This is a genomic window from Streptomyces sp. NPDC046985 (assembly GCF_040644415.1).
Classification (GTDB): Bacteria; Actinomycetota; Actinomycetes; order Streptomycetales; family Streptomycetaceae; genus Streptomyces.
Map to the genome: position 1 here is coordinate 14,336 of NZ_JBEYWK010000039.1, position 15,703 is coordinate 30,038.

Sequence of the window (15,703 nt, forward strand, 5' to 3'; positions counted from 1 at the left end):
GCGGCCCCCGGAGGCGGCCTGTCCCGGCGCCGTCGTGAGCGCCCGGGACGGCGGCTGCGGTGGGCGTATCGTGGTGGCCGACGGTGCGGTTCACGGGGCCCGGGGGCGGCCAGGCGGGCGGGCGGCGGTACTCGCGCGCTCCACCGGCGGCTCGTGCCCGGCGCCCTCGGCGACGAGTGAAGGCGGACATCCTGGTGGCTCGGACGACGGCGTCGGGGGAGGGCCGCAGGGCCACGATCAAGGACGTGGCGAAGCGGGCGGGGGTCTCGCCCTCGGCGGTCACCCTCGCGGTCCACGACAAGCCGGGCGTGTCCCCCCGGACCAGGGAGCGCATCCTCCAGGCGGCCCGCGACCTGGGATGGAGCCCCAACCAGGCGGCGCAGTCACTCTCCGGGCGCGCGGTGCACACCGTCGGACTGGCCATAGCCCGGCCGGCCCGGATGCTCGGTCTGGAGCCCTTCTACATGGAGTTCGTCTCCGGCATCGAGAGCGTGCTGGCACGGCACTCCTGCTCGCTGCTGCTGCGCCTGGTGGAGGCCGAGGAAGAGGTCGAGGTGCAGCGGGGCTGGTGGCAGGGCAACCGGATCAACGGGAGCGTCCTGGTCGACCTGCGGGTCGACGACCCGCGCGTCGACGTGCTGCCGGACATCGGCCTCCCCGCCGTCGCCGTCGGACACCCCTCGCTGGCCGGTCCGTTCACCTCGGTGTGGACCGACGACGCCGCCGCGATGACCGAGGCGGTGCAGTATCTCGGCGCTCTCGGCCACCGCCGCATCGCCCGCGTCAGCGGACCCGCGGAACTGGGCCACAGCGCCATCCGCACACGGGCGTTCACCGACACCGCGCGGCGACTCGGGCTGACCGCGCGCACGGTGGTCGCCGACTTCTCCGCCGACCAGGGCGGCCGGGCCTGCCGCTCGCTGCTGCTGTCGGCCGACCGGCCCACCGCGATCGTCTTCGACAACGACCTGATGGCGGTCACCGCGCTCGGCGTGATCGCGGAGTTCGGACTGTCCGTGCCGCACGACCTGTCGCTCCTGGCCTGGGACGACTCCCAGTTGTGCCAGCTCACCCGCCCCACGCTCTCCGCCATGCAGCACGACGTCTTCTCCTTCGGCGCCGACGTCACCGAGACCCTCTTCGACGTCATGCTGGGCCGCGAGGCGGTCTCCCACGCCGTCCAGGTGCCGAGCCTGGTCCCCCGCGGCTCCACGGCCCCGCCGGCCGCCCCCTGACGCTCGACGGCAGGCCCCGTCCGGACAGCCGGACGGGGCCTGCGCGTGGTCGCGGCCGCGACCGCCCCGGCACCGGGACGGCCGGCGCTCTACGAGTCCAGCCGGACCGGCAGTTCGTAGAGGTCGTTCTGGGTCACCACCGGCTTGTTGCGCAGCTCGTCCGCCGGTGCGGCGAGGTCCAGGCGCGGGAAGCGGGCGTACAGCGCCGGCAGCGCGACCCCGGCCTCCAGACGGGACAGGGCCGCACCCGGGCAGACGTGCGGGCCGTGACCGAAGGAGATGTGCCGGTTGCCCGACGCCCGGGTGACGTCGAAGTCGCCCGCGCTCGGCCCGTGCGCCTGCTCGTCCCGGCCGATCGCGCCGTAGGACACGATCAGCGCGTCGCCCGCCGGGATCACCTTGTCGCCGACCGGCACGTCCTCGGTCGCGAACCGGATCAGGACGTGCGAGGTGGGCGTGGAGAAACGCAGGGTCTCCTCGATCACCGCCGACCAGTCGGCCTGACCGCTCAGCACCCGCGCGCGCTGCTCGGGGTGCGCGGAGAGGTTGACCACCGCGTTGACGATCAGCGAGATCGTCGTCTCGTGACCGGCCGCGATCATGAGCTGGAGCGTGCTGACGATCTCCTCGTCGGTGAGGTGGTCGCCGTCGGCGGAGGCCAGGATCAGGGCGCTGGTCAGGTCGTCGCCCGGCGCCGCGCGCTTGGCCGCGACCGTCTCGGCCATGATCCGCGCCAGCTCGGTCAGCGTCGCCACGACCTCCTCGGGCGGCGTCTGCGTGGAGAAGAACTTCTCGAACAGCTCCTTGAGCCGGGGGAGTGCGGCGGTGTCCAGGCCCATCAGCTCCGCGACGACGTACATCGGCAGCGGGTAGGCGAAGGCCGCCTTCAGGTCCACGACCTCGTCGCCGTCGGGCAGGCCGTCAAGCAGGTCCTGGGTCAGCTTCTCGATGCGCTCGCGCATCCGCTCCACCCGGCGCGGGGTGAGCGCCTGCGCGACGAGCGTGCGCAGGCGGCGGTGCTCGGCGCCGTCCACGGTCAGCATGGAACGGCCCGGGTTGGCCAGGCCGATCAGCGGCCAGTCGGCGGGTATCTCGCCGCGCTGCCAGGCGCCCCAGACATCGATGTCCTTCACCAGCCGGGGGTCGGTGAGCAGGGCCTTGGCCTCGGCGTGGCGGGTGACCGCCCAGACCGGGACGCCGCCGGGCAGCTCCACGGCCGCCAGCGGCCCGGCCGCGCGCAGCCGGTCGCTCTCGCCGTCCAGGTCGGCGACGAAGGGGTCGAGGGCGATCCGGGCGCTCCCGGCGCCCGTCGTCTCTTCGATTCCGGTCGTCATCGTGACGTGCCTCCCAGGGCAGGGGTCGGGGTGAACCGCACGGGCAACTCGGTCATCCCCCGCAGCCAGGGCGAGGGACGCCGGGCGAGGGACTCGGCGGGCGTCGCCAAGTCGATGTCCGGCAGCCGGTCCAGCACCACCTCGATGCCGGTCCGCGCGATCACCTCGGCGATCTCCTGTGCGGGGAACGGGCAGCGGTGCTCGCCGTGGCCGAACGAGAAGTGGGCGTTGTTTCCGCCGGTCAGGGCCGAGCCGTCCACCCGGACCTGGGGGTCGGAGTTGGCGCCCTGAAGGCCGAGCAGCAGCAGGTCCCCGGCACGGATGCGGCGGCCGCCGAGCTGGGTGTCGCGGGCGGCCCAGCGGCCCGCGACGTTCTGCGTCGGGGAGTCCTCCCACAGCACCTCGTTCATCGCCTCGCCGATGCTGTTGCGGCCGCCGAACAGGGAGGCCGCGAACCGCTCGTCGGTCAGCATCAGGCGCAGCGAGTTGCCCATCCAGTCGGCGGTCGGCTGATGACCCGCCGCCAGCATGACCATCAGGTCCTGGGCGATCTCCTCGTCGGTGAAGCCGCCGGTGTCCGCGAGCATCCGGGAGGCCACGTCGCCGGCCGGCCGCGCCCGGCGGTCGGCCAGCAGCCGCGCCATGGACGCAGCCAGGTGCATCTGCCCGGCGATCGCCCCCTCCCGGCCGTCGATCATGTCGTTGAGCGCCTTCACCAGGGCCGGGCCCTCCTCGTCGGAGAACCCGAAGAGCCGGGCCAGGACCCGCACCGGCAGCAGCATCGCGTAGTCGGCGACGAGGTCGGTCTCGCCGTCGGCGCACACCGCGTCGATCAGCTCGTCCGCGAACCGCTCGGCGTGCCTGCGCAGTTCGGCGGGCTCGACCGCCTCCAGGGCGTGCGCGATCATCGCGGCGCGCTGGCGGTGCCGCTCGCCGACCGTGTAGAGGATCGACGGCTGCTTGCGCCCGATCATGGGCAGCAGCGGCCAGTCGTCGGGGATGTCCTCCCACTGGTTCCACAGGTCGGAGTCGCGGCTGAACAGCACCGGATCGCCGGTGACCTGGTGCAGCTCCCGGTAGCCCAGCACCAGCCAGGCCGGTACGCCGCCGTCGAGCAGCACGGGGGTGACGGCGCCGTGCTCGCGCCGCATCTCCCGGTACAGCTCGCCGGGTTCGGACTGGAACCGGGGGCCGCTGAGCGGAACGGCGTCGGGGGTCACACGAACTCCTGTCGGGGCGCGGCCGGTTGAGCGGCCAGGTCGGTGAGCCGGCCCTGCGCGTACTGGTTCTTGACGTGCTGGACGAGCGCGATGAGCACCTGCTTGCTGGACTCCCGGGAGCGGGCGTCGCAGTCCACCAGCGGCACGTGCGGATCGAGGTCCAGGGCGTCGCGGATCTCGTCCTGGGTGTGGGCGGGACCGCCGAAGTCGTTGCAGGCCACGATGAACGGCGTCCCGTGGTGCTCCAGGCGGTCGATCGCGTACCAGGAGTCACCGATCCGGCGGGTGTCGACCAGGACGACCGCGCCCAGCGTGCCGGAGAACAGCCGGTCCCACAGGAACCAGAACCGCTCCTGCCCGGGGGCGCCGAACAGGTACAGCACATTGCGGGTGTCGAGGGTGATGCGGCCGAAGTCGAAGGCCACGGTCGTCGCGGTCTTGCCGCGCACCCGGCTGGTGTCGTCGACCGACTCGCCCGCCTGGGTCATGGTCTCCTCGGTGTTGAGGGGACGTATCTCGCTGACCGAGCGGACGAGGGTGGTCTTGCCCACGCCGAAGCCGCCCACCACCACGATCTTCAGGCCGTTGTCGGCGGAGGCGCCCAGCGGGATCCGGGCGTCAGAGGTTGCGGAGTCCAACGAGCACCTGCTCCAGGATGTCGGGATCGAGAACGGCTGATCTGCGCGGATGACGGGCGCTGACCCGGCCCGCCGCCAGCATGTCGCACAACAGCACTTTGGTGATGCCCACGGGCAGGCGCAGCTCGGCGGCGATCTCCACCACGGCCGTGGGGGATCCGGCCAGCCGGAGGATCGCGGCGTGCTCCGACTGCATGCCCGGCCCCGGCGCCGACTCCGCGACGACCAGGGTCACCAGGTCGAAGGGGCTGTCGGGGCCGGCGCCGGTGCGACCGCCGGTGAGGGTGTACAGACGGTCAGGGGAGTCGTCCCTGCCGGGCCGGCTCATGAGCTGCGCGGCAGAGCGGTCAGGTACTCGCCTAGCTGCTCGACCAGCTCGCTCATGTTGTGCCCCACGAGTCCGGCGTCCGCGTCCTCGGCGGTGACGACGGCGAGGTGCGCGCCCTCCCCGGCCTCCACGATGAACAGCACACCGCCGTAGAACTCGGTCATCGCCGAGCGCACGCCGCCGCTGCCGTCGCCGAACTCCACGGACGCGCCGTGCGAGAGCGACTGGATGCCGGCGGCGATGGCCGCGAGCTGGTCCGCCTGATCGACCGTCAGCTCGGGCGAGCGGCACAGCTTCAGCCCGTCCCGGGACAGCACGAGGGCGTGCCGAGCGCCCGAGGTCCGCTCCAGCAGGCCCTCCAGGAGCCAGGTGAGCTTGTCGTCGGCGGTGGTCTGGCCGGTCATGTAGTGGGGTCGCCTTCCGGGTGCGTGTACGGGTGTGACGTGAGGTCAGCAGGGGCGCCGGGGGCGCCGGAGGTCTCCGGGCGCGAGGCGGCGCCGTCGCCGGGCCGGTCCGCGGCGGCCGTCTCCGACGGCGGCGACGGGTCGGAGGCGGTGGCGCGCACGGCCTGGCGGAAACTGCTGAAGCGGGCGGCCCGCGCCTTGACGTCCTCGCTCCCCGGCGCGGCGCGCTGCGCGGGCGTGCGGGGAGCGGAGCGGGCCTGCTCCGCCTCGGCGAGGGTGCGGCCCCGGCGGCGCTTGGGCAGGCCCGTAGGCCGCTCTGCCGTGTCGTCGTCCGAGCCGTCGGGCGTGCGGTCCGGCGCGGGCGAGGACGCTGAGACGGAAGCGTCGGCGGGAACGGGCCCGGCCTCGGCGCTGGGCGCAGGCTCGTGCTCGCGCGGGGCGTCCTTCGGCGGCGGCCCCGCCGGCCGTCCCGGGGCGGCGACGGGCGCGGTGAGCAGGTCCTGCGGGACGAGCATCAGCACGCCCGTGCCGCCCCGCGCCGACGGCCGGAAGGAGACCTTCAGACCGTGCTTGCGCGCCAGACGGCCGACGACGGCCAGCCCGAGCCGGGTGCCGGTGAGTCCGCCCAGTTCGGCCGCGCCGCCCGAGACCGCCTGCTCCGCACGGCGCAACTGGACGTCGCCCATGACCAGTCCGCTGTCCTCCACGGACACGATGATCCCGGCGGGCACCTCCTCGACGTAGACGTGCACTTCGGAGGTGGGCGGCGAGAAGTTGGCGGCGTTGTCGAGGAGTTCGGCGAGCGCGTGCATCACGCCCTCGGCGGCGTGCCCGGCGACGGCGGCGTCGCTCGCGGCGTGCACGCGGACCCGGCGGTAGGCGCTGATGCGTCCCAGCGCGCCGCGCAGGATCGACTCCATCGCGATCGGGCGGGCCCAACGGCGGCCGGAGCGGGCGCCGGTGAGCACGGCGACCGAGTCCGCGAGCCGGCCCGCCTGAGCGGTGCGGTGGTCCAGGTGGAGCAGGTCCGCGAGGACCTCCTCGTCCGTGTGCCGCTCCTCCATGGCCCGCAGGTCGGCGAGCATGCCGGTGGTCAGGGCCTGCATCCGGCCCGCCGCGTTGGAGGTCGCGGAGACCGCGGTGTCGCGGGCGCGGGCGGCGCGCTCCGCGTCCTGGGCGAGACGGGCGTTGTCGTCCGTGAGGCGGCGCAGCTCCTGGGCGCCCGTGTCCTCCAGGCGGGCCCGCTCCTGAGCGCCCGCCTGCGCGAACTCGGCGCGCTGCCGGGCCAGTTCGTCGATCAGGTGCTGGCGCTCGCGGCGCGCGTCCTCCAGCGCCCGGTTCCCCTCCCAGCGCAGGCGTTCGGTGTCCTGGCGCACCGTCTCCAGTCTGCCGCGGGCGGCGCGGGCGGTGTGCACGGCGCGTACGGCGACGAACACCGCGGCCACCAGGACCACGGCGGCCGCGCCCGTCCCGGCGGCGAGCGGGCCGCGGACGGAGGCGGGCGCCGCCGCGACTCCCGCGGCCACCGCGGCGACGGACAGGACGGCGGTGAGTGCGGGGAGGGGGACGAGGCTGCGTGCGGCAGGTCGTTCGCCGCGAGGCGTGGGCGCGGTCATCAATCGGATCCTCGGGGGGCCGCCGCTCGTGCGAGGGCGGTCCTGGGTTCTGGTCCTGGACAGGGCCTGTGGGTGACAGGTGACGCGTGGTGCTCAAGTGTCGGTCACTATACGAGCCTTGGTGATCAAATGGGAAAGGGCGCCGTCGCATTGTCCCTGCGGAGCGAACACTTGGGCCGCGCGGTCCGATCGCCGGGCCCCATCCCACCAGGGCGTCCTGCCCTCCTGGACGGTGCATACGGCCGCGGACCGGGCGTATCGGCCCGGCTGGAAACCGATGCGGCGACCGGCGCGACGAGCGCCGACGGCGCCCCCGCGGCGGGCCGCCCCCTCCGGCTGTCGCCAGGCCGTCTGGCCGAGTGTCACCAGGCCGTCTGGTCGAGCAGGACCGCCGGGTCCGGCTCGGGGGCGCGGTCCAGGGTCTGCTCCGCCCAGATCACCTTCCCGTCCGCCACATAGCGGGTGCCCCACTGGTCCGCGAACTGCGAGACCAGGAACAGTCCGCGGCCGCCCTCGTCGGTGGCGGCGGCCCGGCGCAGCCGCGGCGAGGTGTCGCTGCCGTCCGACACCTCGCTGACCAGCGTGCGGCCCAGCAGCAGCCGGACCCGCACCGGCGGCGCGCCGTAGCGCAGCGCGTTGGTGAGCAGCTCGCTGAGGATCAGCTCCGTCGCGAACGACGACTCGGTCAGCCCCCACTCCTGAAGTCGGCGGCTGACCTCGCCCCGGACCCGGGAGACCGCCGTGACCTCGAACGGCACGTCCCAGACCGCGACCCGGGACGGATCGAGCAGCCGGGTGCGCGCGACGAGCAGGGCCACGTCGTCGCTCGGGCGCTCCGGCAGCATCGTCCGCATCACGGCCCGGCAGGTCTCCTCCGGCGTCTGGTCCGGGTGCGCGACGGCCGAGCCCAGGAGGCGCAGCCCCTCGTCGATGTCGCGCCGCCGGTCCTCGACCAGTCCGTCGGTGAACAGCACGAGCCGGCTGCCCTCCGGCAGGTTCAGCTCACCCGTCTCGAACGGGTGCCCGGCTGCGCCCAGCGGCGGCGACAGGGGCAGGTCCGGGAACGTCACCCGGCCCACCGGGTCCACCACGGCCGGCGCGATGTGCCCGGCACGGGCGAACGTGCAGCGCCCGCCCACCGGATCGTAGACGGCGTAGAGGCAGGTGGCCCCGGTGACCTGCGCGCCCTCGCCGTCCGCGCCCGCCGCCTGGGCGTCCAGGCGTGCCACCATCTCGTCGAGATGGCCGAGCAGTTCCTCGGCGGGCAGTTCGAGCGAGGAGAAGTTGAGCACCGCCGTCCGCAGCCGTCCCATGGTCACCGCCGCGTGCAGCCCGTGCCCCACCACGTCCCCGACCACCAGCGCCACCCGGAACCCCGGCAGCGGGATCACGTCGAACCAGTCGCCGCCCACGCCCGAATGCGCCGGCCGGTAGCGCCAGGCCACCTCCAGCGCGTCCTGCTCGGGCAGGTCCCGGGGCAGCAGGCTGCGCTGGAGCGTCGCCGCCATCGCGTGCTCGCGGGAGAACCGCCGGGCGTTGTCGATCGCCACCGCCGCGCGGGCCACCAGCTCCTCCGCGACCGCGACGTCCTCCTCCTCGAACCGCCGCGTCCCCTCCCCCCGCCAGAAATCGACCATGCCGAGCACCACGCCCCGCGCCCGCAGCGGCACCGCGATCAGCGAGTGGACGCCCGCGGCCAGCACCCGGCGGGCGCCCTCGGGATCCTGCGCCCGCCAGTCCTGGGCCGCCCGCAGATCGGGCACGAGCACCGCCGTCCCGCGCCGCAGCGCGGCCGCCATCGGCGTGTCGGCCACCACGAACTCGATCACGTCGCCCACCGGCTGGAGGGCGCCGGCCATGCCCGGGGCGTACAGCCCCGAGCCCTCCAGCGCGGTGCGGCGCATCCGGCGCACGGCGCCCGTCGGCTCCTCCCCGTGCAGCACGGCCTCCAGCAGCTCCACGCTCACGACGTCCGCCAGCCGGGGCACGGCCACCTCGGCCAGCTCCTGCGCGGTGCGCCGGACGTCCAGCGTCGTCCCGATCCGCACCCCGGCCTCGTACAGCAGCGTCAGCCGCCCCCGGGCCGTCTCCGCCCGGCCCGACAGGGCCCGCAGCTCGGTGGTGTCGCGGAAGCTGGCCACCAGGCCCGGTGCGCCGCCGTACGGCGCGGTGCGCCGGGTGTTGACCGCGAGCAGCCGGTCCCCGGCCGGGCACACCGCGTCGGAGGCCGCCTCGCCCGACTCCAGCAGACGGGTCAGCTCCGCTCCCAGGCCCAGATCCGTCACGTGCCGCCGGTCCGCGTCCGGCGGCAGGTGCAGCAGCCGGTGCGCCTCGTCGTTGGCGAGCAGCAGCCGCCCGTCCCCGCCCACGATCAGCACGCCCTCGCGCACCGCGTGCAGCACCGCGTCGTGGTGCTCGTACATGCGGGTCATCTCGGCCGGGCCCAGGCCGTGGGTCTGGCGGCGCAGCCGCCGGCTGACCAGGGCGGTGCCCGCGGTCGCCAGCGCCAGTGCCAGCGCCGCCGAGCCCAGCACCATGGGCATCTGCTGGTCCAGCGCCTGCCCCAGGCTCTTGATCCGGATGCCCGTCGTGACCACGCCGACCACCCGGCGGCTCGCGTCCAGCACGGGCACCGCCGCGCGCACCGCGTCCTCCGACGCGCGGGTGGTGTCGGTGAACGTCTCGCCCGCTACCGCCCTGCCGACGTTCTCGGCCTTGGTGCCGATCAGGTTCGGCTGCGTGTCGGCGAGGCGCACTCCCCGCGCGTCCAGGACCGAGACGAAGTCGACTCCCGAGCCGAGCCGCGCCGCCGTCACCGACGACTGGAGCAGCCTGGCCGCGTCCGGCGAGGTCAGGGCGACCGCCGTGCCGGGCGCGTGCGCGTACGCCTCGGCGGCGGCCAGCGAGCGCTGCCGGGCGCTGTCCTCGCCCTCGTACCGCTCCTGGAGCACCAGCGCGCCGGCCGCCGCCGCGACGAGCACCAGCACGACGAGGACCTGGAGGAGGAAGACCTGCGCCGCGAGCGTGCCGAGGCTCCGGGCCGACCGGGGGCGGGGCCCGGGGGAGTGGGGCGCGTCCGGGCGACGGGGCGGGTCGGCGCGACGGGGCGGGTCGGCGGGCCGCGGGCCGCCCTGCGGCGCGGGCGCGGTGGGCGCTCGCCCGCGCACCCGCCCGAACGGGCGGCGCGGGAGCGGCCGCTGAGATCGCTGAGTCCGCTGGGACCGGTGCGATCGGTGGAATCGTCCGGTCATGTTCCCCGTCCTCGCACCGCCACGTTCCCCGTCCTCGTGCTGTGACCGGAAAGGCTCACCGGCTCGCGCCGCGCTCAGCCGTCGGGCGCCCCGGGCAGTTGCTGCTCCGCCCAGATCGTCTTCCCGGCGTCGGTGTAGCGGGTGCCCCAGCGCTGGGCGACCTGGGCGACCAGGAACAGGCCCCGTCCGCCCTCGTCGGTGTGCAGCGCCCGCCGCAGGTGCGGAGAGATGTTGCTGGCGTCGGAGACCTCGCAGATCAGACAGCGCTCGTGGATCAGCCGCAGCCCGATCGGGCCGCCGGCGTGCCGGATCGCGTTGGTCACCAGCTCGCTGACGATCAGCTCCGTGCTGAAGGCCAGCTCCTCCAGACCCCACTGGGCCAGTGTGCCGAGGACGTTCTCCCGGACCGTGTGCACCGCCGACGCGTCCTCGGGCACCTCCCACGCGGCCACGCGGTCGCCGCTGATCACGTGCGCGCGGGCGATCAGGAAGGCGACGTCGTCGCGCGGGCGGTCCGGGAGGAGGGTGCGGACCATGATGTCGCAGATCTCCTCCAGCGGGCGGTCCGGGTGGGCCAGGGTGAAGCACAGGCGCTCCAGGCCGACGTCCACGTCCCGGTCGGACGCCTCGATCAGCCCGTCCGTGTAGAGCGCGATGACGCTGCCCTCGTCCACCGGCACCTCGGCCGACTCGAACGGCAGCCCGCCCAGGCCCAGCGGCGGGCCCGCCGGGATGTCGGGGAACTCCACCGGCTCGTCGAGGTGGGCGATGGCCGGGCTGGGATGTCCGGCGCGGGCCACGACGATCTTCCGGGCGATGGGGTCGTAGACGGCGTACACGCAGGTCGCGCCGACCACCTCGGGCCCTTCCTCGGCCGCCTCCGCCTCGTCGGACAGGCGGACCACCAGGTCGTCCAGCCGCGCCAGCAGCTCGTCCGGGGGCAGGTCCAGGTCGGCCAGGGTCTGCACGGCGGCCCGCAGCCGGCCCATGCTGGCCGCCGCGTGCAGCCCGTGGCCGATCACGTCGCCCACCACGAGCGCGACCCGGGCGCCGGAGAGCGGGATCACGTCGAACCAGTCCCCGCCCACCCCCGCCTCGGCGTCGGCCGGCAGATAGCGGTAGGCGACGTCGACGGCGCTGTGCTCGGGCAGCTTGGGCGGCAGCAGACTGGTCTGCAGGGTGAGCGCCGCCTCGTGCTCGCGGGCGTAGCGCCGGGCGTTGTCGACGCACACGGCGGCCCGCGCCACCAGTTCCTCCACCAGCAGCAGGTCGTCCTCGTCGAAGGCCTCGGGGTTCTTCCAGCGCATCGCCGTGACCACGCCCATGGTGATGCCGCGCGCCCGCAGCGGCGCCACCAGATGCGTGTGCACGCCGATCCGGCTCGCCATGCGGTGCCGTACGGGGTCGTCGGCGAGCCAGGGCGTCTGGTCGCAGATGATCTCGCACTGCGGCTTGCCGGTGGTCAGGCAGCGGGTCTGCGGGGAACGGTCCGCGTACCGGGGCGGTTCGCCCACGGCGACGACGGCCTCCGGCTGATCCCCCTGGATCGACTCATGGGCCGCGCGGCGCAGTGTGCCCTCCCCCCTCGTCCCGCCGGCGGCCGACCGCTTGGGCTGGACGGCGTCCAGCAGGTCGACGGCCACGAAGTCGGCGATCTGCGGGACCAGGACCTCCGCCAGCTCCCGCACCGTGCCGTCGAGGTCGAGGGAGGTCCCGATGTGCTCGCTCGCGGCGTTCAGCATCGCGAGGCGTTCGTGCGCCGGGTCCCGGCCGGTGAAGTCGAGGGCCGCGTAGCAGACGCCGAGCGTCCTGCCCGCGTCGTCCCGCAGCGGCAGGAAGGAGCGCAGCCGGCACCGTCCGCGCTCCGTCCCGCCGAACGCCGTGTTCCGGCGCGGCGCGGGCTCCAGGGTCAGCCGGCACCGTCCCGAGAGCAGCGCCTGCCGGGCCTGCTGGGTCACCACGGAGGCCTGCCGCGCGGCCTCGGGGCAGAACTCGGAGGCGTCGTCGTCGCCCGGCCCGTCGGGGCGGAAGCCGGGGCCGTCGTCCAGGCGGCGGAACGCGCGGCCGTCGTCCATGCCGGTCAGCGCGGCGTTCGCCCAGCGGCAGCGCAGCCCCCGGTCCAGCACCGCGACGCCCAGGGCCGACTCCTCCAGCAGCACGCGGGCGAGCGACGCCAACATCTGGCGCCTGCGCCAGTCCGCGACCTCGCAGCCGCGGAGGAGCCAGTGGCGGCCGCCGGCCGCGGCGCTCAGCGGGCTCACCCGCACGGCCAGCCGCAGGGCGCCGCCCGCCCGGTGGCGTACGGTGACCACCCCGTCCCAGCAGTCCTCGATCGCGGCCAGCCGGGCCGGAAGGTCGACCGGGTCGCCGTCTGCCAGCAGGTCGCCCGCCGGACGCAGCAGCACCTCGCGGGGCGCGTAGCCGAGCAGTTCCTGCGCTCCCCGGCTCCAGTGGACGATCACTCCCTCGGCGTCGACCGTGGCCACGGCCGTGCAGGCGGCGTCGTGAAAGTCACCGGGACCCGCACTGCTCGCTGTGCCGCCGACGCCCATGCCTTCATCCCATCCGCGGGCAGGACCCCCTTCGCTCATCCTCCCATCGGGGGCCGTCGGCCGCGTCTGGAAGCCGGGGCGGGCGGCGGCGCGGGCGGGACCGGGCGCGGGGTCAGACCGCCGGGACCGGGAACGTCGGGTACTCCACGCCGGAGACGTGCTGGACGACCCGGATGACCTGGCAGGAGTAGCCGAACTCGTTGTCGTACCAGAGGTAGAGGATGGCGTTGTCGCCCTCCGCCTTGGTGGCGCCGGCGTCCACGATCGAGGCGTGCCGCGAGCCGACGAAGTCGCTGGAGACGGCGTCGGGCGCGCTGATGAAGTCGATCTGGCGCTTGAGCGGCGAGGTCAGCGAGACGTTGCGCAGGTACTCGAGCACCTCCTCGCGCGTGGTCTCGCGCTCGAGCTGGAGGTTCAGGATGGCGATCGACACGTCCGGCACCGGGACCCGGATCGAGCTGCCGGTGATCCGCGCCTTGAGGTCGGGCAGCGCCTTGGCGACGGCGGAGGCGGCGCCGGTCTCGGTGATGACCATGTTGAGCGCCGCGGAGCGGCCCCGGCGCTCGGAGCTGTGGTAGTTGTCCAGCAGGTTCTGGTCGTTGGTGTAGGAGTGGACGGTCTCCACGTGGCCGCGCCGCACGCCGAACTCGTCGTCCATCGCCTTCAGCGGCGGGACGATCGCGTTGGTGGTGCACGAGGCGCAGGACAGGATCCGCTCGTCCGGCTTGACGGTGTCGTGGTTGACGCCGTGCACGATGTTCGGGACGTCGCCCTTGCCGGGCGCGGTCAGCACCACCTTGTCGATGCCGGGGCGCAGGTGCTTGGACAGCCCCTCGCGGTCGCGCCACTTGCCGGTGTTGTCGATGAGGATGGCGTCCTTGATGCCGTACGCCGTGTAGTCCACCGCCGTAGGGTCGTCGGCGTAGATGACCCGGATCTCGTTGCCGTTGGCGACGATCGTGCTCTTCGTCTCGTCGACGGTGATCGTGCCCTGGAACTGGCCGTGGATGGAGTCGCGGCGCAGCAGCGAGGCGCGCTTGACGATGTCCTGCTCGCCCCCGCCGCGCACCACGATGGCGCGCAGCCGCAGCCCGTTGCCCGAACCGGACTTCTCGATCAGGAGGCGGGCGACCAGGCGGCCGATCCGGCCGAAGCCGTACAGCACGACGTCCCGGCCCTCGCGCCGCTCGACCTTGCCGTCCCCGACGGCCCCGGCGACGGCCTCGGCGGTGAACTGCTCCACCGACAGGCCGCGGTCGTCGGCGCGGTAGGTCGCGGCCAGCATGCCGAGGTCGATCTGGGACGGCCCGAGGTCCAGGACGGTCAGCGCCCGCAGGAACGGCAGCGTCTCGGTGACGGACAGCTCCTCGCCGGCGATCTGGCGGGCGAACCGGTGGGTCTTGAGGATGCTCACCACCGACTTGTTCACCAGGGAGCGGCTGTGCAGCAGGACGGTGACGTCCCGCTCCCGGTGCAGCTTCCCGATCATCGGGATCATGGACTCCGCGATCTCCTCGCGGGTCTTCCAGTCGGTGAACGAGTCGTCGTTGACAGTCACTGGACTCTCTTTCGAGCTAGGTGGCGCTCATATGCTAACCCGCGTGGTCGGAGGCCCTTTCCCGGGGTGGCCGGGAGCGGGCGGCGTCCATGGCGCGTGCCGCCGACCCGCCGTGCCGTTCACCCGACTGCCGCATCACGACGGGCGGCCGGAGGGCGTCAGTGTGAGCATGGTCCGGGGAAGGAGAGCTTCCCGGCAGGGACGCCGCCCGCGCGCGGGCGCGGACGGCGCCGGGCGCGCCCCGAGCGTCCGCCGCGACGGCGCCTCGTCCGCGCCGACGCCCGGCCGTCGCTCCGGCCCCCGCGGCCGGACGCGACCGCCCGTCCGCACCCGTACGCGCCCGCATCCGTCCGCACCCGACTGTTCTCGGCGCCGATCCTGTCCGGGGCCCAGGCCGTCGCCCGCCACCGACTCCGCGACCGTCTCCGACGTCTCCTAGAGGAGGCCGAGCCCATGACCACTGACCGCGGCACCACCCACGTCGGCGAGCAGCCCGAGGCCGCGGGGGAGCAGACCGGCATCGACGAGATCGACGTCCTCTGGATCTCCGAGGGCATGAGCTGCGACGGCGACACCGTGTCCATCACCGCGGCGTCGCAGCCCTCGATCGAGGACGTCGTGCTGGGGATCATCCCCGGCCTGCCGAAGGTGAACCTGCACAACAAGGTGCTGTCGCCGAGCCTGGGCGGCGAGGACTACCTCGCCCCGTTCCGCGCGGCGGCCCGCGGCGACCTCGGCCGCCCGTTCATCCTGGTCATCGAGGGCTCGATCCCCAACCAGAACATCATCGAGGGCGACGGCTTCTGGACCTCGTTCGGCAACGACCTGGAGACCGGGCAGCCGCTCACCGTCAACTGGTGGATCGACCAGCTCACGCCCCGGGCCTGGGCGGTCGTCGCGGCCGGCACCTGCGCGACGTACGGCGGCATCCACGCGATGGCCGGCAACCCCACCGGCTCCATGGGCCTCGTGGACTACCTGGGCGGGGAGTACCGCTCGCAGGCCGGTCTGCCGGTGGTCAACGTGCCCGGCTGCCCGGTCCAGCCCGACAACTTCATGGAGACCCTGACCTGGTTGCTCTTCCACGCCGCGGGCTCGGCGCCGCCTCCGCCGCTGGACCACATGCTGCGCCCGCAGTGGCTGTTCGGCCGGACGGTCCACGAGGGCTGCGACCGCGCCGCCTACTACGAGCAGGCCGACTTCGCCCTGGACTACAACTCGCCCAAGTGCCAGGTGCGGGTGGGCTGCTGGGGCCCGGTGGTGAACTGCAACGTGCCCAAGCGCGGCTGGATGGCCGGCATCGGCGGCTGCCCCAACGTCGGCGGCATCTGCATCGGCTGCACGATGCCCGGCTTCCCCGACGCCTTCATGCCCTTCATGGACGAGCCCACGGGCGGCAGCCTGTCCTCGGTGCTCATCAAGCCCTACGGCGCGTTCATCCGGCGCATGCGCGGCATCACCAACGCGGCCGTCAACAAGGAACCGAGGTGGCGCCACAACGAAGAGGCGCTGACCAGCGGCTACGACCCGCGCTGGCGGGCCTGAGAGAGGAACGGGGTGTACCGCG

The 15,703-nt window shown here is 74.1% G+C and carries 11 protein-coding genes; 2 read left to right on the forward strand and 9 right to left on the reverse strand.

What is annotated here, in order from left to right; genetic code table 11:
- The first annotated feature begins 194 nt into the window (after positions 1-194).
- Entirely contained in the window at positions 195-1,235 is a 1,041-nt protein-coding gene (locus ABZ861_RS30955) for a LacI family DNA-binding transcriptional regulator (protein ID WP_361637194.1), read from the forward strand.
- An 89-nt stretch (positions 1,236-1,324) separates the two neighbouring features.
- Here ABZ861_RS30955 and ABZ861_RS30960 read toward each other — a convergent pair whose 3' ends face one another.
- The 9 genes from ABZ861_RS30960 to ABZ861_RS31000 all read right to left on the reverse strand — a co-directional run bounded on the left by ABZ861_RS30960 (position 1,325) and on the right by ABZ861_RS31000 (position 14,136).
- Positions 1,325-2,569, reverse strand: a complete 1,245-nt coding sequence (locus ABZ861_RS30960) for a cytochrome P450 (RefSeq protein WP_361637197.1) — start codon at positions 2,567-2,569, stop codon at positions 1,325-1,327.
- Positions 2,566-3,789 (reverse strand): cytochrome P450, encoded by a 1,224-nt coding sequence (locus tag ABZ861_RS30965; protein ID WP_361637200.1) that lies wholly within the window; start codon positions 3,787-3,789, stop codon positions 2,566-2,568. Before ABZ861_RS30965 ends, ABZ861_RS30960 begins: the two co-directional genes overlap by 4 nt.
- Positions 3,786-4,394, reverse strand: a complete 609-nt coding sequence (locus ABZ861_RS30970) for an ATP/GTP-binding protein (protein WP_361637218.1) — start codon at positions 4,392-4,394, stop codon at positions 3,786-3,788. Before ABZ861_RS30970 ends, ABZ861_RS30965 begins: the two co-directional genes overlap by 4 nt.
- A gap of 13 nt (positions 4,395-4,407) precedes the next feature.
- Positions 4,408-4,755, reverse strand: a complete 348-nt coding sequence (locus tag ABZ861_RS30975) for a DUF742 domain-containing protein (RefSeq protein ID WP_361637203.1) — start codon at positions 4,753-4,755, stop codon at positions 4,408-4,410.
- Entirely contained in the window at positions 4,752-5,159 is a 408-nt protein-coding gene (locus ABZ861_RS30980) for a roadblock/LC7 domain-containing protein (protein ID WP_361637205.1), read from the reverse strand. Before ABZ861_RS30980 ends, ABZ861_RS30975 begins: the two co-directional genes overlap by 4 nt.
- The gene (locus ABZ861_RS30985; protein ID WP_361637208.1) at positions 5,156-6,775 is read right to left on the reverse strand and encodes an ATP-binding protein; all 1,620 of its coding nucleotides are present in this window, start codon (positions 6,773-6,775) and stop codon (positions 5,156-5,158) included. Before ABZ861_RS30985 ends, ABZ861_RS30980 begins: the two co-directional genes overlap by 4 nt.
- Positions 6,776-7,137: 362 nt before the next feature.
- Positions 7,138-9,762, reverse strand: a complete 2,625-nt coding sequence (locus ABZ861_RS30990; protein ID WP_361637220.1) for a SpoIIE family protein phosphatase — start codon at positions 9,760-9,762, stop codon at positions 7,138-7,140.
- A gap of 338 nt (positions 9,763-10,100) precedes the next feature.
- The gene (locus tag ABZ861_RS30995; protein WP_361637211.1) at positions 10,101-12,578 is read right to left on the reverse strand and encodes a SpoIIE family protein phosphatase; all 2,478 of its coding nucleotides are present in this window, start codon (positions 12,576-12,578) and stop codon (positions 10,101-10,103) included.
- Between the two features lie 112 nt (positions 12,579-12,690).
- The gene (locus ABZ861_RS31000; RefSeq protein WP_361637213.1) at positions 12,691-14,136 is read right to left on the reverse strand and encodes a glyceraldehyde-3-phosphate dehydrogenase; all 1,446 of its coding nucleotides are present in this window, start codon (positions 14,134-14,136) and stop codon (positions 12,691-12,693) included.
- 453 nt (positions 14,137-14,589) lie between these two features.
- On the opposite strand from ABZ861_RS31000, the gene ABZ861_RS31005 reads away from it, so the two are divergent.
- Positions 14,590-15,681, forward strand: coding sequence for a hydrogenase expression protein HypE (locus ABZ861_RS31005; RefSeq protein WP_361637215.1), 1,092 nt, complete (start codon positions 14,590-14,592; stop codon positions 15,679-15,681).
- Positions 15,682-15,703: the final 22 nt, after the last annotated feature.

Coding starts and splice junctions, on each gene's coding strand:
- ABZ861_RS30960 (WP_361637197.1), bottom strand. CDS start 2,569: ATGACGACCGGAATCGAAGAGACGACGGGCGCCGGGAGCGCCCGGATC.
- ABZ861_RS31005 (WP_361637215.1), top strand. CDS start 14,590: ATGACCACTGACCGCGGCACCACCCACGTCGGCGAGCAGCCCGAGGCC.
- ABZ861_RS30975 (WP_361637203.1), bottom strand. CDS start 4,755: ATGAGCCGGCCCGGCAGGGACGACTCCCCTGACCGTCTGTACACCCTC.
- ABZ861_RS30985 (WP_361637208.1), bottom strand. CDS start 6,775: ATGACCGCGCCCACGCCTCGCGGCGAACGACCTGCCGCACGCAGCCTC.
- ABZ861_RS30980 (WP_361637205.1), bottom strand. CDS start 5,159: ATGACCGGCCAGACCACCGCCGACGACAAGCTCACCTGGCTCCTGGAG.
- ABZ861_RS30995 (WP_361637211.1), bottom strand. CDS start 12,578: ATGGGCGTCGGCGGCACAGCGAGCAGTGCGGGTCCCGGTGACTTTCAC.